The sequence below is a fragment of the Brevibacterium antiquum CNRZ 918 genome (genome assembly GCF_900169145.1).
GTDB classification, from domain to species: Bacteria; Actinomycetota; Actinomycetes; order Actinomycetales; family Brevibacteriaceae; genus Brevibacterium; species Brevibacterium koreense.
Genome location: NZ_FXZD01000005.1, coordinates 252,002 through 272,400, shown reverse-complemented (window position 1 = coordinate 272,400; position 20,399 = coordinate 252,002). Strand labels below are relative to the sequence as shown.

General features: G+C 62.8%; 17 protein-coding genes and 1 tRNA gene. 14 read left to right on the top strand and 4 right to left on the bottom strand.

Going from position 1 to position 20,399, the window contains the following annotated elements; genetic code table 11:
• From BANT918_RS09465 to BANT918_RS09445, 5 genes are read left to right on the top strand one after another with little or no spacing between them, the layout of a single operon-like run.
• Positions 1-1,503 (top strand): ABC transporter substrate-binding protein, encoded by a 1,503-nt coding sequence (locus BANT918_RS09465; RefSeq protein ID WP_101619997.1) that lies wholly within the window; start codon positions 1-3, stop codon positions 1,501-1,503.
• Between the two features lie 13 nt (positions 1,504-1,516).
• Positions 1,517-2,464, top strand: a complete 948-nt coding sequence (locus tag BANT918_RS09460) for an ABC transporter permease (protein ID WP_101619996.1) — start codon at positions 1,517-1,519, stop codon at positions 2,462-2,464.
• Positions 2,461-3,363, top strand: a complete 903-nt coding sequence (locus BANT918_RS09455) for an ABC transporter permease (protein WP_096177518.1) — start codon at positions 2,461-2,463, stop codon at positions 3,361-3,363. The genes BANT918_RS09460 and BANT918_RS09455 overlap by 4 nt, the downstream gene beginning before the upstream one ends.
• Entirely contained in the window at positions 3,356-5,161 is a 1,806-nt protein-coding gene (locus BANT918_RS09450; protein ID WP_101619995.1) for a dipeptide ABC transporter ATP-binding protein, read from the top strand. The genes BANT918_RS09455 and BANT918_RS09450 overlap by 8 nt, the downstream gene beginning before the upstream one ends.
• Before the next feature lie 52 nt (positions 5,162-5,213).
• Complete coding sequence (locus tag BANT918_RS09445) at positions 5,214-6,614, top strand: amidase (protein WP_101619994.1); 1,401 nt, start codon at positions 5,214-5,216, stop codon at positions 6,612-6,614.
• 119 nt (positions 6,615-6,733) lie between these two features.
• Here BANT918_RS09445 and BANT918_RS09440 read toward each other — a convergent pair whose 3' ends face one another.
• Positions 6,734-8,443, bottom strand: coding sequence for a hypothetical protein (locus tag BANT918_RS09440; protein WP_101619993.1), 1,710 nt, complete (start codon positions 8,441-8,443; stop codon positions 6,734-6,736).
• Positions 8,444-8,559: 116 nt separating this feature from the next.
• On the opposite strand from BANT918_RS09440, the gene BANT918_RS09435 reads away from it, so the two are divergent.
• Entirely contained in the window at positions 8,560-9,840 is a 1,281-nt protein-coding gene (locus BANT918_RS09435) for a DUF6350 family protein (protein WP_101620024.1), read from the top strand.
• Positions 9,841-9,941: 101 nt separating this feature from the next.
• Here the strand turns inward: BANT918_RS09435 and BANT918_RS09430 are convergent, their stop codons facing one another.
• A complete protein-coding gene (locus BANT918_RS09430) occupies positions 9,942-10,388 on the bottom strand; it encodes a hypothetical protein (RefSeq protein WP_096177513.1) in 447 nt (148 codons plus the stop codon).
• 108 nt (positions 10,389-10,496) lie between these two features.
• Here BANT918_RS09430 and purN point away from each other — a divergent pair, with 108 nt between their 5' ends.
• The 4 genes from purN (at position 10,497) to BANT918_RS09410 (ending at position 13,415) form a co-directional block, all read left to right on the top strand.
• On the top strand, positions 10,497-11,117 hold the full coding sequence (purN, locus tag BANT918_RS09425; RefSeq protein WP_101619992.1) for a phosphoribosylglycinamide formyltransferase: 621 nt from the start codon (positions 10,497-10,499) through the stop codon (positions 11,115-11,117).
• 49 nt (positions 11,118-11,166) lie between these two features.
• The gene (purH, locus tag BANT918_RS09420) at positions 11,167-12,750 is read left to right on the top strand and encodes a bifunctional phosphoribosylaminoimidazolecarboxamide formyltransferase/IMP cyclohydrolase (RefSeq protein ID WP_101619991.1); all 1,584 of its coding nucleotides are present in this window, start codon (positions 11,167-11,169) and stop codon (positions 12,748-12,750) included.
• 91 nt (positions 12,751-12,841) lie between these two features.
• On the top strand, positions 12,842-13,093 hold the full coding sequence (locus BANT918_RS09415; protein ID WP_233430426.1) for a DUF3017 domain-containing protein: 252 nt from the start codon (positions 12,842-12,844) through the stop codon (positions 13,091-13,093).
• Between the two features lie 139 nt (positions 13,094-13,232).
• A complete protein-coding gene (locus tag BANT918_RS09410) occupies positions 13,233-13,415 on the top strand; it encodes an antitoxin (RefSeq protein WP_101619989.1) in 183 nt (60 codons plus the stop codon).
• 168 nt (positions 13,416-13,583) lie between these two features.
• On the opposite strand, the gene BANT918_RS09405 is transcribed toward BANT918_RS09410, so the two are convergent.
• Positions 13,584-16,079, bottom strand: a complete 2,496-nt coding sequence (locus BANT918_RS09405; protein ID WP_101619988.1) for a UvrD-helicase domain-containing protein — start codon at positions 16,077-16,079, stop codon at positions 13,584-13,586.
• A 160-nt stretch (positions 16,080-16,239) separates the two neighbouring features.
• The gene (locus BANT918_RS09400; RefSeq protein WP_101619987.1) at positions 16,240-16,659 is read right to left on the bottom strand and encodes a hypothetical protein; all 420 of its coding nucleotides are present in this window, start codon (positions 16,657-16,659) and stop codon (positions 16,240-16,242) included.
• A gap of 63 nt (positions 16,660-16,722) precedes the next feature.
• On the opposite strand from BANT918_RS09400, the gene BANT918_RS09395 reads away from it, so the two are divergent.
• The 4 genes from BANT918_RS09395 to BANT918_RS09380 all read left to right on the top strand — a co-directional run bounded on the left by BANT918_RS09395 (position 16,723) and on the right by BANT918_RS09380 (position 20,392).
• Positions 16,723-16,794: transfer RNA gene (locus tag BANT918_RS09395), tRNA-Gln, on the top strand.
• Between the two features lie 33 nt (positions 16,795-16,827).
• Complete coding sequence (glmU, locus tag BANT918_RS09390) at positions 16,828-18,285, top strand: bifunctional UDP-N-acetylglucosamine diphosphorylase/glucosamine-1-phosphate N-acetyltransferase GlmU (protein WP_101619986.1); 1,458 nt, start codon at positions 16,828-16,830, stop codon at positions 18,283-18,285.
• Positions 18,278-19,249: a ribose-phosphate diphosphokinase gene (locus tag BANT918_RS09385; RefSeq protein ID WP_101619985.1), complete on the top strand. Its 972-nt coding sequence runs from the start codon at positions 18,278-18,280 to the stop codon at positions 19,247-19,249. The genes glmU and BANT918_RS09385 overlap by 8 nt, the downstream gene beginning before the upstream one ends.
• A gap of 102 nt (positions 19,250-19,351) precedes the next feature.
• The gene (locus BANT918_RS09380) at positions 19,352-20,392 is read left to right on the top strand and encodes an alpha/beta hydrolase (RefSeq protein ID WP_101619984.1); all 1,041 of its coding nucleotides are present in this window, start codon (positions 19,352-19,354) and stop codon (positions 20,390-20,392) included.
• Positions 20,393-20,399: the final 7 nt, after the last annotated feature.

Sequence of the window (20,399 nt, the reverse complement as noted above, 5' to 3'; positions counted from 1 at the left end):
ATGAAGACTTCGGGCATCAGAACGTGGATGGCAGCAATGGTTGCCTCGAGCCTGTTCCTGGCCGGCTGTTCGGCAGGGGCCTCGGACTCCGACGAGCAGGCGAAGAAGGATTCGATGACGATCGCGTTCACCGCTGAACCGGTCAACCTCGACTTCACCTCCACCTCGGGGATCGCCATTCCCGAGGCACTGATGGAGAACGTCTATGAATCGCTCGTCCGCGTCGACGGTGAGGGCGAGATCCAGCCGGGCCTGGCCCAGGACTGGGACGTGTCCGAGGACCGCAAGACCTACACCTTCCATCTGCAGAAGGGTGTGAAGTTCTCCAATGGCGCCGACCTCACGAGCGAGGATGTGAAGTTCTCCTATGAACGAGTGCAGAACGATTGGAAGAACGCACTGAAGTCCAAGATGGACATCGTCGATTCGATCGAAACTCCTGACGACCTCACCGTGGAGATCGCTCTCAAGAAACCGTCCAACACGTGGCTGTTCAATCTCACCAGCCTCGTCGGAGCTGTCTTCGACACCGAGGGCACCGACGACCTGGCTAACGAAGCCATCGGCACCGGGCCCTTCGCCATCGAGAAATTCACCCGCGGACAGTCGATCGACTTCACAGCGCGGGATGACTACTGGGGCGAGACTCCAGCGGTCACGAACGTCCAATTCAAATACTTTCAAGACGCGGTCTCGGCCTCGAACGCACTGAAGTCCGGAGAGATCGACGTCGTCTCCAACCTCCAGGCCCCCGAACTGGCCGGAGAATTCCAGAGCAGCGACTACCAGATCATCTCGGGCACCACGAACGGTGAGGTCGTGCTCTCGATGAACAACGCGAAGGGCATCTTCAAAGACAAAAAGGCGCGCGAGGCGGTCATGCATGCTATCGACCGCAAGGCAGTCCTTGACACCGCATGGGCCGGCTACGGCGAGCTCATCGGCTCAATGGTCCCGCCGACGGACCCGTACTACGAGGATCTGACGGGAGTCTGGGACTACGATCCGCAGAAGGCCAAAGATCTCGTCAGAGAAGCCGGTATCGAGGGGGAGACGTTCGCCTTCACCGTGCCGAACCTGCCGTATGCGAAGGCGATCTCGGAAATCGTGTCCGCTCAGCTCAAGGAGGTCGGGCTCAAAGCCGACATCGAGACCCAGGAATTCCCGGCAGTCTGGCTGGACAAGACTTTCACCGAACACAAGTTCGACATGTCAGTGATCAATCATGCCGAGCCCCGTGACATCCTCACCGTCTTCTCCAACGACTACTACATCGGCTATGACGACTCCAAGATCAAGAAGATCGCGGAGAAGGCCGACACCGGCACGGAAGAGGAATACGTCTCAGGGATGAAGGAGATCGCGAAGACGATCACCGAAGACGCAGCCTCTGACTTCCTGTTCCTGTTTCCGAACCTCGTCATCGCGAAATCCGACGTCGCTGGAATTCCCGCCAACAGGGTCTCCGACGCATTCAGGATCGCGGATCTGAGCTGGAACTGAAGTACCTCCACCCATGATCATCTATGTGGCCAACCGTGCGATACAGTTCGTTCTGGCGCTGATCGTCGCCTCGGTTGTGGTCTTCGCGCTCATGAGCATCCTGCCCGGCAACGCCGCGCAGGTCGCGTTGGGAACGAACGCCACGCCTGATGCGGTGGCGGCGCTTGAAGCCCAGTACGGACTCGACCAGCCGCCGCTCATCCGCTACTTCAATTGGGTCATGGGCATGCTCACCGGCGACTTCGGAACCTCGTATGTGACCGGGGCAGCGATCACCCCGGTCATCGTCGGCAGCGTCCAGGTCACCGGCATCCTCGTCATCGCCGCGATCTTTCTGGCGATCGTCATCGCCGTTCCTTTGGGCACCTTCGCGGCCCTTGAACAGCGCAACTGGATCGGAGTCACGATCTCCGCGCTGAGCCAGATCGGCATCGCCGTGCCGAACTTCCTCGCGGCCATCATCCTCGTCATCGTCTTCTCCCTGACACTTGGCTGGTTCCCCTCCCAAGGGTGGATGGCCCCGGTCGAAGGACTGGGCGGGTTCCTCATCCGACTGGTGCTGCCTGTCGTGTCCCTGGCACTCGTCCAGGCCGCGATCCTCACCCGGTACGTGAGATCGGCGGTCCTCGACGTCATGCGCGAGGACTACATTCGCACCGCCCGAGCCAAAGGTCTGACCCGAACCAAGGCGCTGTTCGTCCATGGTCTGCGCAACGCTGCCATCCCCGTCATCACCGTGGCCGGGGTTCAGCTGGCAACACTCCTCGTCGGAGCCGTCATCATCGAACAGATCTTCGTGATTCCCGGCATCGGCTCCGAACTCGTTCGCGCCGTAGCCAACCGCGACCTCGTCACGGTCCAGGGAATCGTCATGGTCCTCGTCTTCCTCGTGCTCATCATCAACCTCATCGTCGACGTGCTGTACCCGATCGTCGACCCCCGGATCAGGAACGCGTCATGAGCGAGAACCCGAGCACCACCTCGGCGGGGGAGACCTCAATGGATCGTCGCAGACGTACGAAACTGAGGCTCAATGCCTCGATGGTCATAGGTGCCGTCCTCATCTTCGTCATCGTCGCGCTTGCACTCGTGTCCTTCGTGTGGACCCCCTACGATCCCAGCGTCGTCGACCCGGTCGCACGGCTGCAGGCAGCGAGTCCCGAGCACCTGTTCGGAACGGACAAATTCGGCCGCGACACTCTGACCTGGATCATGTACGGGGCCCGGATCACCCTCATGGTCGGCATCGTGGCCGTCGGCATCGCCGTGCTCATCGGCACTCCCATCGGCATCATCGCCGCGGTCTTCGCGCAGTACCCGTGGGGTGTGTGGCTGAGCGCGGTGATCATGCGCGCCAACGACATCCTGCTCGCCTTTCCTGCGCTGCTGCTGGCGATCGTCTTCGCCGCCGTCTACCAACCCGGCACCGGGCCGGCCATGGTGGCCGTGGGAATCGCTGCGATCCCCGGCTTCGCTCGGGTCGCCCGTTCCGGCACGATGCAGGTGCTCGGCTCCGAATATGTGCGCGCGGCCAAGGCTTCGAACCGGAGTGCCCCGGCGATCGCCATCGTCCACGTCCTGCCCAACATCGCCGGCATGGTCATCGTGCAGGCCTCCGTGGCGTTCGCGATCTCCGTCCTCGCCGAGGCGGGCCTGTCCTTCCTGGGACTGGGCACACAGGCTCCCGTGCCCTCCTGGGGCCGGATGCTGCAGGAGTCCCAGCAGTTCCTGTCCACCCAGCCCGAACTTGCGCTGTGGCCAGGGCTGTTCATCGCCCTCGCCGTGCTCGGGTTCAACCTCCTGGGCGACGGACTCCGAGACCGATTCGACCCGAAGATGGAGGCCCGCGGCAATGGCTGAGAACCTGCTCGAGGTCCGTGACCTCACCATCACCCCTGCAGGCGCCGAGGCGCCTGTTCTCCACGATGTGTCGCTGAGTCTGGCACCCGGTGAGAGGGTCGGACTCATCGGCGAATCAGGATCGGGGAAGTCGCTGACCGCGCAGTCCGTGATGGGACTGCTGCCCGAAGAGCTGCGGGCCCAGGGCACTGTGTCTCTGCAGGGCTTTGCTGGAAATGTTCTTGAGGCGAAGGAGAAGACCCTCGCCAAGATGCGTTCGGACCTCGTCTCTATGGTGTTCCAGGAGCCGATGAGCGCACTCAACCCGCTGATGCGCATCGGCGACCAGATTGCCGAGGTGCTGCGCATCCACGGTGAGGTGGCGCGCGGTGACATTCCCGGGCGAGTCCTCGACCTGCTGGCAAGCGTGCACATGCCCGATCCGGACAGTGCCCGCTATGCTTACCCGCACCAGATGTCGGGCGGCCAACGACAGCGCGTGATGCTGGCAATCGCCCTGGCGAACTCGCCACGGCTGCTCATCTGTGACGAACCGACCACCGCACTCGACGTGACGGTGCAGAAGCACATGCTCGACCTCATCGCCGAACGCGTCGCAGCAGTGCAGGCAGGACTGCTGTTCATCACCCACGACCTGGCCGTCGTCGCCGGAGTCTGTGACCGGGTGATCGTGATGTACGCCGGTCGTATCGTCGAGACCGGCACCGTCCACCAGATCTTCACCGATCCCCAGCACGAATACACCCGTGGGCTGCTGGCCTCCTCCGACCTCGAAGCCACCGACACGCATGGGAAACTCTTCACTCTCAAAACCGCGCTGTCATACGCCGGACCGGTCGATGGCGCCGGGTCGGGCGAGATGCCTGGGCACACCAACGAGGCAGAGCCGGTCAACGAGGCAGAGCCGGTCAAAGCAGATTCGACTGCTGCCGGTGGGCCAGCCGATGTGCGAGACCCCGCGTCCGCCTCGGCGAGGGAGACTGGCGCAGCAGACGAATCCGCGCCGCTCATCGACGTCAGCGGAGTCTCGAAGCACTTCCGCTCCCGAGGGCTGCTGCGACGACGGTCCCCGGTTCGCGCACTCGATGACATCAGCTTCAGCGTCACTTCCGGACAGCGCCTGGGAATCGTGGGGGAGTCGGGGTCGGGGAAATCGACCCTATTGACCATCCTCTCCGGATTGGACCGACCGACCTCCGGCCGGGTGAGGGTCGGCGATATCCGGGTGGAGTCAGCGAGCGCACCGGCGCTGAGGTCGCTGCGCGAGGATCTGCAGATCGTCTTCCAAGACCCCTTTGCCTCCCTTGATCCACGTATGCGGGTCGAAGACATCGTCTCCGAACCCCTCACCGCCCGCGGTATGGCACGGGAAGAACGCCTGGCCAGGGTGGAAGAGATGTTGCTGGCCGTCGATCTCGATACGAAGGCCATGCGACGCTACCCGCACCAATTCTCCGGTGGACAGCGGCAGAGGATCTCGATCGCCCGGGCGCTGGTGACTCGGCCGCAGATCCTTGTCGCCGATGAGCCCGTCTCTGCTCTCGACGTCTCCGTGCGCTCCCAGGTCCTCAACCTGCTCACCGACCTCGTTGATGACTACGCACTGACCCTGCTCTTCGTCTCCCACGATTTGGGTGTGGTCAAACACCTGTGCTCCGACGTCATCGTCATGAAGGACGGGCACATCGTCGAATCCGGGGCGACCGAAGACATCTACGCCAACCCGCGCGAGGACTACACCCGCAAGCTCATCGCGGCCACCCCGAGTCTGGCCGGAGCGCTCGCCTCAGTCACCTGAATCCGACTCTGCGCCACTTCCTCAGCAGAGGCAATAGAAGAAAGGACGGCACTTGAGTCAGAACACGCTTGCCGACCACACAGCGGACGCCATGACCAGCGGCTACACCTCGGGAGACTTCACTCCTCTCGAGGTCCTCGCCGCAGTCGTGGAGAGAATGAACGAGTGCGAACCCGTTATCAACGCACTCCACCATCGGGACGACGAACGCTCGCGCGCTGCGGCAGAAGCCAGTGCTCAGCGTTGGCGCGAGGGCCGGTCCCTGGGGGCCTTGGACGGGGTGCCGGTCACGATCAAAGAGAACGTCGCACGAAAGGGAGTGTCGATGCCCGGCGGTCATGCCTGGGCCAAGGTCCCGGTGTCGACTCACGACGCTCCGATCACGCAGCGCCTCGAAGAAGCCGGTGCGCTCATCCTCGGATCGACGACGATGCCCGACTGGGGCATGCTCTCCTCCGGTGTCTCCTCGCTGCACGGCATCACCCGTTCGCCCCTGGACCCGAGCCTCACCACCGGTGGATCGAGTGCAGGTGCAGGTGCTGCCGCCGCTGCCGGCTACGGCCCCATCCACATCGGCTCTGACATCGGCGGATCGATCCGTCTGCCCTGCACCTGGTTGGGACTGGCCGGCCTCAAACCCAGCTTCGGCAGGGTCCCACTCGACGCCCCGTACATGGGACGATGCGCCGGGCCACTGGCCAGGACGATGCCCGACGTCAAGGCCGCGATGGACATTATCTCTGCCCCCGACGACCGTGACTACTCCCGCCTGCCCCAGCCAGCTTTTGAGACTCCCAGCCGTCCCGGCTTCGACCCGAAGGGGCTGAAGATCGGGCTCCAGCTCGATGCCGGATGTGGAGAACCCGTCAACCCGGAAATCGCGTCCACAATCGCCGAGGCTGCCGAATGTTTCGCACGAGCCGGAGCCGTCGTCGACACCGTCGACCCCTTCATCGATGATGGGCTGCTGAGAGACATGGACCTGTTCTGGCGAGTCCGCTCATGGAGTGACCTACGCGCCCTGCCGGTGGAAGAACAGGCGCTCATCCTGCCCTACATCCAGCAATGGGCCCAGGGCGGGGCTGACGTCACGGGACTGCGGCTCATGGAGTGCTACCACAGCGTGCAGGAGATCAGACGTCGCAGTGTGGCAGCCACTGCGGCCTATGACCTGGTCATCTCGCCCGTCTCACCCGACGCAGCATTCCCAGCCGAACAGCCCATGCCCTACCCCAGGGTCCACGAACCGATGGGACACATCGGCTTCACCATGCCCTACAACATGTCAGAGCAGCCAGCAGGCACAGTCTTGGCCGGCTACACGAATGACGGTCGGACCATCGGCGCTCAGATCTCGGGTCGTCGCTTCGCCGACGAGCTCGTGATGGCGGCCGGGTCCTGGTTCGAACAGGCAGCGGATGTGCCAGCACCCGTGCGTGCTGCGATGAACTGAAGGCGAGGACGTGAGGAGGGCCTGGGTTCTGCAGAACCCAGGCCCTCCTCAACTACGCTTTCCCACTCAGGCGGGACCACCTCGGCGAGGGCAGTGCCGCACGTCGTCGATGACTCGAATCAGAAGTCGAAGAACTCGACCGAGAGCTTGTCTCCGTCGATCTTCACGCTTCCGGACACCGACAGTGGAACATCGTTGTTATAGTACGGACCTTGATTCTTGCCCTTCACAGTGAAGTCGAACTTGCCCGGCTTCTTGGTGAAGAACGAACCGGTGGTCGTGTCACCCGAACCGAAGCTCGCTTCCACCTTGGGCATGTCCTTCATGTCCCACTTGGCGGAGTTCTTCTTGGCCAGATCGGCCAGCTTCTTGTCGGTACCGGCGACCGGGCTCTTTGTCGGATCGTACTTGATGAATTTGCACTTCGGCTTGATGTCCTTGTTGTCGAAGCACTTCTTGAGCTCCTTCTCGACCTGTTTCTGAACTTCCTTCTGGAAGGCGCTCGTCGGGGCGAGATCAAGATTGAGCGTGATCGGAGAGACCTCATCGTTGGTCGGTTTTTCACCTGGGGCGAAGGCCTGTGGGAAGTTCACCGCTGCCGTGTCCTTGGCTTCACCGACCCATTTGCTCTGGGGGATCGTAAAGTCATAGTTGCCCGGATACACAGCGAAGGACGTGGTGCCAGCCTGAGCCGTGTAATCCTTGCCGTTGACGCTGAGGCCATCAGATGCAGGGATGTCGAGCGCGATGACGTTGAGCGCAGGTCCGGTCAGTGACCATTTGTCGAAGAACAGATCCTGCTTGCCATCGTTCTTCGCCTTCAGCTCGACGTTGTACTTGGAGCCGTCGAGATCGTAGGAGACGATGACTGTGCCCTTGTCACCGTCGACTTTCGAGGACTCGACCTTTGCATTCTCGACCTTCGCCGAGGACGCGTCGGTGAACTCCTTGGACAGGAGGTCCAGATTCGTTCCCTCCGGACGAGGCGAGGGCGCGATCTTCTCAGCAGCGGCGAAGTCGCCCTTGCTCAACGATGACACATAGTCTTCGGCAACTTTATCGGGGCCGTAGTTGTTCTTATTGACCGTGTTGACGACGAGGAACCCGACAAGGACGAGAATGATGACGAGGGCCACCGAACCCAGAGCAATGAAGAGAGGCATCCTGCTCTTCTTCTTCTTGGGGCGGGCATCGGCGCGGGTCGCGGTGGCCGCAGGGCCGGCGAACCCGGGAGCCGGCGCCGGCTGTGGGATCGCTTGGGACTGGCCCGGACCCGAACCCGTCCGAGGGGCAACAGGACCCGAACCGGGCTGGTACTGGCCGGGCTGACCGGTCTGGTACTGGCCAGGATGACCTGTCTGGTACTGACTGGGCTGACCGGGCGCCGGCTGATAGGACGAATCCTGTGCTGAGCCCGGCTGGTACGGACCGCCCGGCTCGGGTGCGCCACCCTGGTACTGGCCACCCTGGTGGTGACCGGGTCGCTGCTGACCGCCGTTCTGCTGACCGCCGTTGTAATTCGGGGCCTGATTCGAGCTGGCCTGCTGCACTTCGGGGCGCGGCGGCTGGTACTGCCCGGGCTGGTTCGGCTGGGATGGCTGATTGCTCTTGGTCTGATCGTTCGCCGTGAACGGAGGGGCCTGATCGTCGCGGTAGGACGGAGCCTGTTCGGGTCCACCGGCTGGCGCCTGCGGACCGGAGCTGCTGGTATCCACCGAATCATCAGTAGTGTTGTCCGCCGACGTCTCCGCACCGGATCCCGTTCTGTTGTTCTCGGGAGGGTTCTTAGGAGGCGGCGGGAAATTCGGTTCGTCGTTCCCGTTGCTCATCGTTGGATGCATCCTTCGTGTCTTCAAGCGTGTCCTGGCGCAATTGTACTTCCCACGAAAGAGAATCGCGTGGTCAATACCAGGAAGCAGGTGCCGAATCAGCGAAAATGGAAGAGATGCACACTTCTCCGCACCCTCGAACCCACCGCCATCCAGTCCTGCTGGGACTGCTGGAGGCACTGCGAATCGACCTCATCGCCGTCCCCGCGGCCTTCGTCATCGCCACCGTCTTCTGGATCATCGGACTCGGTTCACAGCTGCCGTATTCGATTATCCCGGAGTGGGCATTCGCCCTGTGGGGCGTCGTCCACGGCCTGAGTGTGTCGACGATGGGCTTCGAGTTCTCGCTGGCTCCGAGCCTGATCACACTGGGCGTGTGGTTCTTCTTCGCCGCAGGCGCCAAACGGCTGGTCGCCGGCTTCACAGAAGCAGGCCTCGATGACACCGACAGTATGGAAGCTTCCTGGTGGAAGCCGGTCCTCGTCGCGGTGGCGACCTACGTCATTGCCTATGCCGTCCCACTGATCGTATTGACCCTCTTGGTAGGGGAGGCGACGCTGACACCATTGGGCTTCCTCCGACTTGCACTCATGCTGCTGTCCGCCTCGGCGGCCGGGTTCCTTTGGGTACGCGGAGTCGACGACATCCCGCGACTGCAGAATCTCGACAGCGAGGTTTGGGATGCCGGCGCATCCCTGGTCAAGAGGCTCCTCTGGGCAGCGGCGTTCCTCTCGGTCCTCGTCCTCGCCACCGGCATCGTGCTGAGGTGGGACGAACTGGCCCAATCACTGCAGGGCTACAGCTCACCCCTGTCTGCCGGCGTGGGCCTGCTGATGATTCAGATTCTCTTCGCTCCGGGAATCCTGTTCGCCTCCCTGTCCTGGATCGCAGGCACCGGTGTGAGTGCGGGAGACGGGGCGTTGAGCTCGGTGTTCCAGACTGCGGCGGGACCAGTTCCACATGTTCCGGTGCTGCAGTTGCTCGTCGGTGACTACCCGGCGTGGACGAATGCGGCGCCGGTGCTGCTCGTGCTGGTCGGAGTGCTCAGCGTCATCGTCGGGCGGGGCCATGCCCGCGTGGTGATGATGGCTTCGTGGCTCGGGCTGGCCACTGCAGCAGTCAAACTCTTCGTCGTGCTCCAGGTCCTTGCGATCTTCGCGAGAGGGGCCATGGGGCCGTTGGGTCTTTCGGCATTCGGGCCCTCGGCACTGACATCTGCGCTGGTTGTCACCGCGTGGCTGGCGGTGGGAATGGCTGGGGGGCTGCTCCTGACCAGACTCTCCGATATGCAGGCCGGACCCCAGGCCTCCGAAGACCAGGAGGGTTCCGACGAAGACGACGAACTCTTGGGTCGCATTGGAGATGAACGAAGCGCCGACTATTCGGACGATGAGTGATCGGATGATGACGACGACGGCTGGGCCAGGTCGCGAGGGAGAACGACGGCGAAGTTACAAGGACTGAGCGGCAATGACCGGTGCTGTGGACCGGGGATGTCTCAGTTCGTGCCAGGCAGGTCCTGGCCGGTCAGCTGCTTGAACCAATCGCCAAGGCCGGTCTGATATTCCGACGTGCAGGAGAGCTGGGCCTGCTGAGTGATGGCATCGCGCACGCACTCCTCATACTTCGACTGGACTGGCCAGAGGACAACGGAGGACAGCGTCGAGAAGATGAGGTAGATGCTGAGCAGTCCGCCCAAAATGCCCAAAGACATGTTGCGCTTCTGCTTCGTCCTGACCACGGCGATGATGTAGCGGATCGACCACACGACGGCGGCGATGGCGAATGCGATTGCCGCGACCTTGAACGGCAGCGGGTACGTGAACGTCAGGACCGAGGCGAGGATCAGCAGGATCAGGACCAGGCCATGTCGAGCGGGCGCGGCCTGCTTCTCCTCTTCGGGAGTGGGCGCGCTTTTCTCTTCAGTATTGTTTGGTGACGTCACAGCATTAGTTTGTCACAGTCCACTGACAAATGCCTTGACGCAAGTCAAGAGTCCCCAGTCTTCCAGCCCGCGACCGACAGCAGGTGATTCAAACGTTAGAATGGGTCTGTGCGCATCGTTCTTCTGGCATCCGGCTCCGGTACCCTCACGCAGGCAGTCATCGACGCATTCGCCGAATCGCATCGCGGGGTCGAGATCGTCGGGGTCGGATCCGACTCGCAGGCGGCGGGTGTTCTCGACCGGGCGAAAGCCCACTCGATCCCCACCTTCGTCGTGCGACCCAGGGACTGTGCGAGCCGTGAGGATTGGAATCTCCACCTGCGCGACGCCGTCGCAGATCTGTCACCAGATTGGGTGATCTCGGCCGGATTCATGCGGATCCTCGGCCCCGCATTCATCGCGGCCTTTCACAACCGCATCATCAACACCCACCCGGCTCTGCTGCCGGCGTTCCCCGGCGCACACGGTGTCCGCGATGCGCTTGCCCACGGTGTGCGCATCACCGGCGGCACCATCCACCTGGTTGACTCTGGGGTTGACACGGGCCCGATCATCACTCAATTTGCGGTTCCCGTCAGAGACGAGGACACAGAAGACACGGTGCACGAACGCATCAAGACCCAGGAGAGGTCGGAGCTCGTCCACCTCCTGGCCCACCTCGCTCATCACGACCTCGTCATCGATGGACGGCATGTCAGCGGATATGTCACCTCGGCGTCCACGGCCTGACCCACTCACCAACCGCACGAAACGGCAACCGAGCCTTCAAGGAGGACTTGTGACAGGAACCCGCGCGATCAAGAGAGCGCTCGTCAGCGTCTACGACAAATCGGGATTGGAGGATCTGGCCCGCGGACTGCAAGCCGCTGGTGTGCAGATCGTGTCCACCGGTTCCACAGCAGCGAAGATCGCCGAGGCGGGCGCTGCAGTCACGAAAGTCGAAGACCTGACAGGGTTCCCCGAATGTCTCGAAGGCCGAGTGAAGACCCTGCATCCGCGGGTCCACGCCGGCATCCTCGCCGATTCGCGCAAGCCGGATCACATGAGGCAGCTCGAAGAGCTCGAGATCGAACCCTTCGACCTTGTCATCGTCAACCTCTACCCATTCGCCGAAACCGTGGCCAGCGGAGCCGACTTCGACGACTGTGTGGAGCAGATCGACATCGGTGGTCCCTCCATGGTCCGGGCAGCGGCGAAGAACCACCCGACCGTCTCTGTCATCACCGACCCCAGCGATTACACCGCCGTCATCGAAGCGGCGCAAGGACAGGGCTTCGATCTCGACGCCCGGCGAGGCTTCGCGGCCCGGGCCTTCGCCCACACCGCAGCCTATGACACGGCCGTGGCCTCCTGGTTCGCGGCCGAAGTCGCTTCCGGTGCAGAGAAAGCAGGAGCCGGCGATTCAGCCTCGGCGGCTGGCAAGCCTGCCTTCGCAGGAGTCACGGGGGAGAAGCTGACCGACCTGCGCTACGGCGAGAACCCCCACCAGGCAGCGGCAGTGTATTCCGACGGAACCCGTGGAATCGCCGGTGCGAAACTGCTGGGCGGCAAGGCGATGTCGTACAACAACTACACGGACACCGATGCCGCGATTCGTGCGGCCTTCGACTTCGACCGCGCGGCTGTGGCAATCATCAAGCACGCCAACCCCTGCGGGATCGCCGTGGCAGACACTGCGGCCGCCGCACACAAGGCAGCACATGCATGCGACTCCCTGTCCGCCTACGGTGGGGTCATCGCGACCAACCGTGAGGTCGACGCCGAGCTGGCTGCCTCGATCAAGCCGATCTTCACCGAGTGTCTGGCCGCACCCTCGTTCTCTGCCGAAGCACTGGAGCTGCTGTCAGGCAAGAAGAACCTGCGCCTGCTCGAACTCGGTGACGTCGACTTCGCACCCTCGGAGATCAAGCCGATCACCGGCGGGTTCCTCGTGCAAGACCGCGATGCGTTCCAGGCCGACGGCGATACGCCGAAGAACTGGACCCTGGCCGCGGGCACACCCGCTTCCTCCCAGGTTCTGGCCGATCTGGAATTCGCGTGGAAGGCCTGCCGTGCAGTGAAGTCCAACGCAATTCTCGTGGCCAAGGACGGTGCGTCCGTGGGTGTGGGCATGGGTCAGGTCAACCGGGTCGACTCAGCGAAGTTGGCCGTCGAGCGTGCCGGTGAGGAGAGGGCAACCGGTGCCGTGGCCGCCTCGGATGCCTTCTTCCCCTTCGCAGACGGACTTCAAATCCTCATCGATGCCGGCATCAGCGCGGTTGTGCAGCCAGGTGGCTCCATCCGTGATGATGAGGTCGTCGAAGCGGCCGAGAAGGCAGGGATCACCATGTACCTGACCGGGAGCCGCCATTTCTTCCACTGAGAAGACGAAGCCCCACCCACGCCATGCCAGGCGTGGGCGGGGCCCGATCGCCAAGCGCTGGATCTATTGGAAACGGCGCTACTCGAACCCCGTGCTCCGCGACTGGGCTCTCTTGGCCTGTCTGCTGGGCATCTTGATTGCGGCCGCATGCACCATCATCGACTTCCGTCTCGGCGCGATCGTTTTGGCCGTCGTACCGGCCGGGTTGGCGATGATGCGCGCGATGCCCGATCCTTGGGCTGAGGTCTGGGCCAATCGGTCGAAGAGCGTCGACGTGGCGACGGGCCTGTTTTTCGCTCTGGTTCTCGTGGCTTTGGCGTTCGTTGTTCCGGAGACGCGCTGAAGCTACCGACAGCCGAACTGCAGTCACTTTGTGCATTTCCTGAGAAATGGGAAGGTTCGGTTACACCAGAGCAGAATAAATGACAGGGTGAGAGATGTAAGGAGGTTCGCAAGAACCTTTTCCATTGAAGGGAGACAGTATGGGACTCGACGATCTTACAAACAAAGCCAAGGACGCCATGAGTAGCGAAAAGGGTGAAGAGTTCAGCGATCAGGGTCTGGATAAGGCTACTGACTTCGCCAATGACAAGACCGGCGGCAAGTTCGAAGACCAGATCGACAAGGGTCGCGACGGCGCCGACGACAAGCTTGGCAACGAATGATCTTTAACCCATAGCCGCGTCCGGCATGGGAAGGCGCCGAGGTGAATGCATTTCACCTCGGCGCTTCTTTTATGTCTGCATTCCTGCATCTCTGCATGTTGGTGGGCGGTGAACCGGTGGGGCGGCAGCTGGATGAGGGAGCGGGAGAGATTCTCCTGGTGGTGGTTCTCAGCCGAGCTTTTCGATAGGGGCGTAGCGCAGCAGCAGGCGCTTCGTGCCCAGGGAGCCGAAGTCGACGACGGCCACTGTCTTGTCGCCGACACCGTTGACCTCTGTCACTGTTCCGAGCCCGAAGGACTCGTGTGAGACCTTCTCGCCCACCGACACGGTGATGACCTCTCTGTTGGGCCGGATCCGATTCGGGAAACCGGCCACAGGAGACGAAGAGTTTGCCGAACCTGAGCGCGAGCGAGACGAACTGCCCGATTCCCGGGCGGAACCGAACCCGCCGCCGCGCGAGCCACTGTAGCCCTGGCTGCCCCCGGCATAGCCGCCGGAAGAGAAGCCGCCGAGGCTCGATGAGAAGGTGCCGGTGTTCTCCCATTCGATCAGGTTCTCGGGAATCTCGGCGAGGAACCGGCTCGGCGGGTTGTACTGCGGCTGTCCCCACATACTGCGGGTCTCCGCACGAGTGACGATCAGACGCTGCCGGGCCCGGGTCAGACCCACATAGGCCAGCCGACGCTCTTCTGAGAGTTCATTGGGGTTCTCAAAGGAACGGGCATGGGGGAAGCCTCCGTCCTCGAGGCCGGTGAGGAAGACGACCGGGAACTCCAGACCCTTCGCTGTGTGCAGGGTCATGAGCGTGACCTGCCCAAGTTCTGCATCGGGGATCTGGTCCGTGTCGGAGGCCAACGCCACCTGCTCGAGGAAGGCCTCGATCGACGAGTTGCCTGCCGCAGATGACTCGGGAATCTGCGCACCTGCATCACCTTCGCCAGCAGCCGCGGCATCACTCTCGGCGTCCTTGCTCACAGCAGTTTCGGCATCGGCATCGTCTTCATCGCCGGTGCCGGCCAGGGCCTGAGTGGCGACGAAGTCTTCGGCCACGGCCACGAGCTCGGCGAGGTTGTCGACACGTGACTCGTCCTGCGGGTCTGTGCTCTTCTGCAGTGACTCAAGGTAGCCGCTCTGCTCGAGAATCGCCTCGATGACCCGCGAAAGCGGAGCCGCCTCGGCAGTGGCTGCCAGATCACGCATGAGATCGTAGAACTTCGACACGGAGGTCTTCGCCCGGGCGGACAGATGGACGATCTCATCAAGACGTCCCAGCGCCGTGTAGAAGCTGATGCCCTCACGATCGGCGAAGTCTGCGACGATGCCCTCGGTGCGGTCACCGATGGCCCGCTTGGGGACGTTGAGGATGCGGCGCAGATTCACATCGTCGTCTGGATTGGCGACCACGCGCAGATACGCGAGTGCGTCCTTGATCTCCTTGCGCTCGTAGAATCGTGTGCCCCCGACGACCTTGTAGGGGATGCCCGAGCGGACCAGGGCATCCTCTATGGCGCGGGACTGAGCATTGGTGCGGTAGAAGACGGCGAAGTCACCATAGGTGTACTTCTCGTTGTCGATGAGTTCATCGACCCGGTCGACGATGAAACGGGCCTCCGACTGCTCGTTCTCCGCTACCCAGCCGACGATGGATTCGCCTGTGCCTTCCGACGTCCACAGTTTCTTGTCCTTGCGGTCCTGATTGTTCGCGATCACAGCATTCGCGGCATCGAGGATGTTCTGTGTGGAGCGATAGTTCTGCTCCAACAGAATCGTCTCCGCATCGGGGAAGTCCTTCTCAAACTCCACGATGTTGCGCACGGTCGCCCCGCGGAAGGCATAGATCGACTGGTCAGCGTCACCGACGACTGTCAGCTCAGCGCCGGTGGCACCACCGGCGCCGTCGCCAGCCAGAGTCTTGATGAGGGCGTATTGGGCTGGGTTCGTGTCCTGGTACTCATCGACGAGGATGTGCCGGAACCGTCGGCGGTAGAAGTCGGCCACCTCGGGGAAGGCGCCGAAGAGATGAACAGTCTCAGCGATAAGGTCATCGAAGTCGAAGGCGTTGGCCAGACGCAGGCGAGAGGTGTAGCGCTTGAACACGTCGGCGAGGACCTCATCCGCGGGGTTGTTCGGCCGGGGCATGAAGTCGTCGGGTGTCTGCAGGTCGTTCTTGAGATTGGAGATCCGGTGCAGCATCGACCGCGGCGTGTACTTCTTCGTGTCGATTCCGAGTTCCTTGAGGATCTGGGACACGAGCCGCTGAGCGTCCTGGGCATCGTAGATCGTGAAGTTGGTCTTCATGCCCAGCACTTTCGCCTCACGGCGGAGGATCCGCACACATGAGGAGTGGAATGTCGAGACCCACATCGCTCGCGAAGCCGGACCGACGATGGAGCGCACACGCTCAGCCATCTCCTTGGCCGCCTTGTTCGTGAACGTGATCGCCAGGACCTCACCGGGATGCGCTCGACCGGTGGCCAGAGCGTAGGCGATGCGTCTGGTCAGAACGGTTGTCTTACCCGAACCGGCACCCGCCACGATGAGGAGTGGTGAACCCGTATGGGCAACGGCCTCGCGTTGTCGCGGGTTGAGCCCGGTGAGGAGTTCGGCCGCACGTGAGTCGGCTCCCGGAGTGGCTTCTTCGATGTTTTCAGCTGCAGCAGTCATGTCCCGATCAACGATACCGTCCGGGACTGACGCAGAGAAAAGGGCTGGGAAAACGGCAGAGCTGACTCAGCCACCTGCCGGGCGCTGTGCAAACCCAGCTGGAGGTTGCCCAGCGACCGGAAGGCGGCCAAAGGACTGCGGGAAAGTTGGGACGAGAACTTCAGTGGACGAAAACGGCCACCAGCACATTGATGATCGCTCCGGCGAAGACCAGGTGCGCCATCGTCGCCGAGGGGTTCTTCACCGCTGTTGCGACGGCTCCATCGGTGCCGCCTCCAGCAGGTGCGACATTCGCAACCGAGCCGGCAGCGAAGGCTTTCTGCTTCTTGTTGCCGATGAATGCGAAGACGGTGACGAGAACCGCAATGAGGAGTTTGATCCCGATCTTCATGTGGTTGACGTCGCCGTCACCCATCTCGGCGATCGTGAGCAGGAGAAGCCCTGTGATCAGCTGAAGGTAGGCGCCGTGCAGCATGCCGGGAGCAACTTTGGGAGAGCGGATGAGAGTGAGATATCCGCCCACGATGATGGCCATTCCGATGAGGTGGAGGGCAAGCAAAATCTCGCGAAGAATTTCCATACGGTTCATCGTAGTGGCATGATGGTGTCTCGTGAGCGCGGGCCCTCAACTGGTGCACGCTGTTCCGCCCTGGTGTAATGGCAGCACGCCGGCCTTTGGAGCCGTGTGGTATAGGTTCGAATCCTATGGGCGGAGCTGGCCCAATCCGACTTGCGAAGGATTCAACAGATGTCGCAGACCAGACCCATCGCCGTCATCGTTCTGGCCGCAGGCCAGGGCACCCGTATGAAGTCGACCCTGCCGAAGGTCCTGCACCCGATCGGTGGCCGTTCCCTGCTCCACCACTCGATCGCGGCAGCCGCCGGCGCCGCTCCCGAGCACCTCGTCGTCGTCGTCAGACACGAACGCGACCAGCTCGTCTCTCATCTCGAATCTCTTCCGATCAATTCCACGCAGACGGTGCTCATCGCCGATCAGGACGAGGTTCCCGGCACCGGCCGCGCCACGGAATGCGCGCTGACCCAACTGCCCGAGGACCTGTCCGGCACCGTGGTCGTGACCTACGGCGATGTGCCCTTGCTGACTGCTGACACGATCAACAGCCTCGTCGAGGTCCACGAATCCTCACACAACGCCGTCACCGTCCTGTCCGCCGAGGTGGACGATCCCTCCGGGTACGGGCGCATCGTCCGTGACGCTTCCGGAGCCCTGCTGCGCATCGTCGAGCAGAAGGACGCCAGCGATGATCAGCGCAGCATCAGGGAGATCAACTCCGGCATCTACGCCTTTGACGCCTCGGCGCTGAAAGAGGGTCTGGACTCACTGACCACTGACAATGCTCAGGGTGAGAAATACCTCACCGACGTGATCGGATTCTCTCGCGACGCCGGTCAGTCCGTCGCCGCCACCGCCACCCAGGACCTGTGGCAGGTCGAGGGTGCCAACGACCGTGTGCAGCTGGCCAACCTCGGCAAGGAGCTCAACCGCCGCGTCTGCGAACAGTGGATGCGCGCAGGCGTGAGCATCATTGACCCTGACACCACCTGGATCGACATGGACGTGTCCCTGGGTGAGGACGTCACGATCCTCCCCGGGGTTCAGCTCCTCGGTGCCACCGACATCGGCACCGGCGCCGTCGTCGGTCCCGACTCAACCCTCAAGGACACCGAGGTGGGTGCTGGCGCACAGATCATACGCACACATTCGGAACTCGCCGTTGTCGGGCCCCATGCCAAGGTCGGACCGTTCGCCTACCTGCGGCCTGGGACCAACCTCGGCGAGGATGGAAAGATCGGCACCTTCGTGGAGACGAAGAATGCCGACATCGGACGCGGGGCGAAGGTGCCGCACCTGTCCTACGTCGGCGATGCCGAGATCGGCGAGGGCTCCAACATCGGTGCCGCATCGGTCTTCGTCAACTACGACGGTGTCAACAAGCACCGCACCGTCGTCGGAAAGCACGCACGCATGGGCGCGGACAACATGTACGTTGCCCCTGTCACGGTAGGCGACGGCGCCTACTCCGGTGCGAGCACAACGGTGCGCAAAGATGTCCCTGCGGGAGCGCTTGCCATGACCGTGGCGCCACAGCGTAACCTGGAGGGCTGGGTCGTCAGCAACCGCCCCGGCACACCTGCAGCGCAGGCAGCCGAGGCCGCATCTGAAGGGGAACCGGCAAGTGAATGAAATTACGACGGCGAGCGAAAAGAAGCTCGTCCTGGTCAGCGGGCGCGCGAACAATGAGCTTGCTGAGCAAGTCGCAGAGAACCTGGGGACCGAACTCCTCCCCACTGACATTTACAACTTTGCCAATGGAGAGATCTACGTCCGGTTCTCCGAATCGGTCCGCGGCTGTGACGTCTTCGTCCTCCAGTCGCACTGTGCACCCATCAACGAATGGCTGATGGAGCAGCTCATCATGGTCGACGCGCTCAAGCGCGCATCGGCCAAGAGGATCACGGTCATCGCACCGTTCTTCCCCTACGCCCGGCAGGACAAGAAGCACCGTGGACGGGAGCCCATTTCGGCTCGCCTCGTGGCCGATCTCTACAAGACAGCCGGTGCCGACCGCATCATCGCCGTGGACCTGCACACCGCGCAGATCCAGGGCTACTTCGACGGACCGGTCGATCACCTCATCGCGATGCCGATCCTCGCCGGCTACGTCAAGGACAAGTATCCGACCGATCTGGCCGTGGTCTCACCCGACGCCGGCCGCATCAAGGTCGCGGAGAACTGGTCGAACTCCCTGGGCGGAGTGCCGCTGGCCTTCATCCATAAGACTCGTGACATCACGCGCCCGAATGAAACCAAGGCCAACCGCGTCGTCGGTGAGGTCGAGGGCCGCACCTGTGTCCTCGTCGATGACATGATCGACACGGGCGGCACGATCGTCCAGGCCGCCGACGCCTGCATGGCCGCCGGAGCCACCGGAGTCATTGTGGTCTCGACGCACGCGGTGTTCTCCGGCCCGGCCGTCGAGCGTCTGTCGAACTCCGTTGCGCAGGAGGTCATCGTGACGAACACGCTGCCGCTGACCGAGGACAAGATGTTCGACAAGCTCACCGTGCTCTCGATCGCTCCGCTGATCGCCCGCGCCGTGCACGAGGTCTTCGAGGACGGATCGGTCACCAGCCTCTTCGAGGTCTGAGCCGCCTTTCCCAGCATTCCAACTGATTCGAACCCCGAGCCGAACTTTCGGCTCGGGGTTCGTTCTGTGGTGTGGAGTTCGATCTACACTGGAGACAACTGAGTGAAGGGAACCGTGACGATGTCGTCCCACGACTACAACCGGTACCGGGTGAGCGTCTCCGGCGGCGAACTGTCCGTCGGCGTCTGGGAACCTGTGGCCTACGGGCCCGGTCGCGTTCCCACCGTGTGCGTCATCCACGGCATCACCTCGAACCATCTGTTCTTCGCCGGTCTCGCCTCGGCGCTGCCCGGGGTGCGCATCATCGGGCCCGACCTGCGCGGACGTGCAGACTCCCGTCTGCTGGGTGGACCGTTTGGGATGAAGGCCCATGCCGAAGACGTCCTCGTCGCCATCGACACCTTCGCCGAGCCTGGGCCGGTCACACTGGCCGGACATTCCATGGGCGGGTTCGTCGCCATGACAGTGGCCGGTATGGGTGCAGGTGTCGGTTCCGACGCCGAGGTGGCCGATCGTTTCCATGGCCCCGTCCTCATCGACGGAGGGCTGCCGTTGCCAGTGCCGCCGGCCGGGGGAGACGGAGCCACAGAAGCTCCCGACGATCTCAACGACCATGATCTCGAGACCGATGACCTCATCGCCGCGGTGCTCGGGCCTGCCGCCGAACGGCTGTCGATGTCATTCGCCTCGGTCGAAGAGTACCTCGCGTTCTTCGCCGCGCATCCGGCCTTCGTCGATGGCCTCGACACTGTGGCCACTGAGAGCTTCGTCTACGATCTCGCGGCCAAGGACGATCACAGTTTCCAACCTTCGACGTCCATCGAGGCGATGCAGGCCGACGCGGCGGACATGTACTCCGGCGGCGCCTACCAGAACGCATTGGACCAGATCATGAGCAGCCAGGCGCGCCAGTCCGAAGTGACCTTCCTCTTCGCCGAACGTGACCTCGTCGCGTCCGAGCCCGGTCTCTACCCGCCGGAACTGGTGGCCTCCTACCGGCAACGGTGGGAGGACCTGACAGTCATTGAGGTGCCCGGCACGAATCACTACGACATCCTGCTCACGGAGACAGGCATCGATGCCTGCGCTGAGGCTGTGACCGCCCGACTTGGCGCCACCGATGAAGGTGGCCTAGAATCATAGGGTTGCC

What these genes read in the sequence shown, in the direction of transcription:
- BANT918_RS09465 (WP_101619997.1), top strand. Translation starts at nt 1, where the DNA reads ATGAAGACTTCGGGCATCAGAACGTGGATGGCAGCAATGGTTGCCTCG.
- BANT918_RS09460 (WP_101619996.1), top strand. Translation starts at nt 1,517, where the DNA reads ATGATCATCTATGTGGCCAACCGTGCGATACAGTTCGTTCTGGCGCTG.
- BANT918_RS09455 (WP_096177518.1), top strand. Translation starts at nt 2,461, where the DNA reads ATGAGCGAGAACCCGAGCACCACCTCGGCGGGGGAGACCTCAATGGAT.
- BANT918_RS09450 (WP_101619995.1), top strand. Translation starts at nt 3,356, where the DNA reads ATGGCTGAGAACCTGCTCGAGGTCCGTGACCTCACCATCACCCCTGCA.
- BANT918_RS09440 (WP_101619993.1), bottom strand. Translation starts at nt 8,443, where the DNA reads ATGAGCAACGGGAACGACGAACCGAATTTCCCGCCGCCTCCTAAGAAC.
- BANT918_RS09435 (WP_101620024.1), top strand. Translation starts at nt 8,560, where the DNA reads ATGCACACTTCTCCGCACCCTCGAACCCACCGCCATCCAGTCCTGCTG.
- BANT918_RS09410 (WP_101619989.1), top strand. Translation starts at nt 13,233, where the DNA reads ATGGGACTCGACGATCTTACAAACAAAGCCAAGGACGCCATGAGTAGC.
- BANT918_RS09405 (WP_101619988.1), bottom strand. Translation starts at nt 16,079, where the DNA reads ATGACTGCTGCAGCTGAAAACATCGAAGAAGCCACTCCGGGAGCCGAC.
- BANT918_RS09400 (WP_101619987.1), bottom strand. Translation starts at nt 16,659, where the DNA reads ATGGAAATTCTTCGCGAGATTTTGCTTGCCCTCCACCTCATCGGAATG.
- glmU (WP_101619986.1), top strand. Translation starts at nt 16,828, where the DNA reads ATGTCGCAGACCAGACCCATCGCCGTCATCGTTCTGGCCGCAGGCCAG.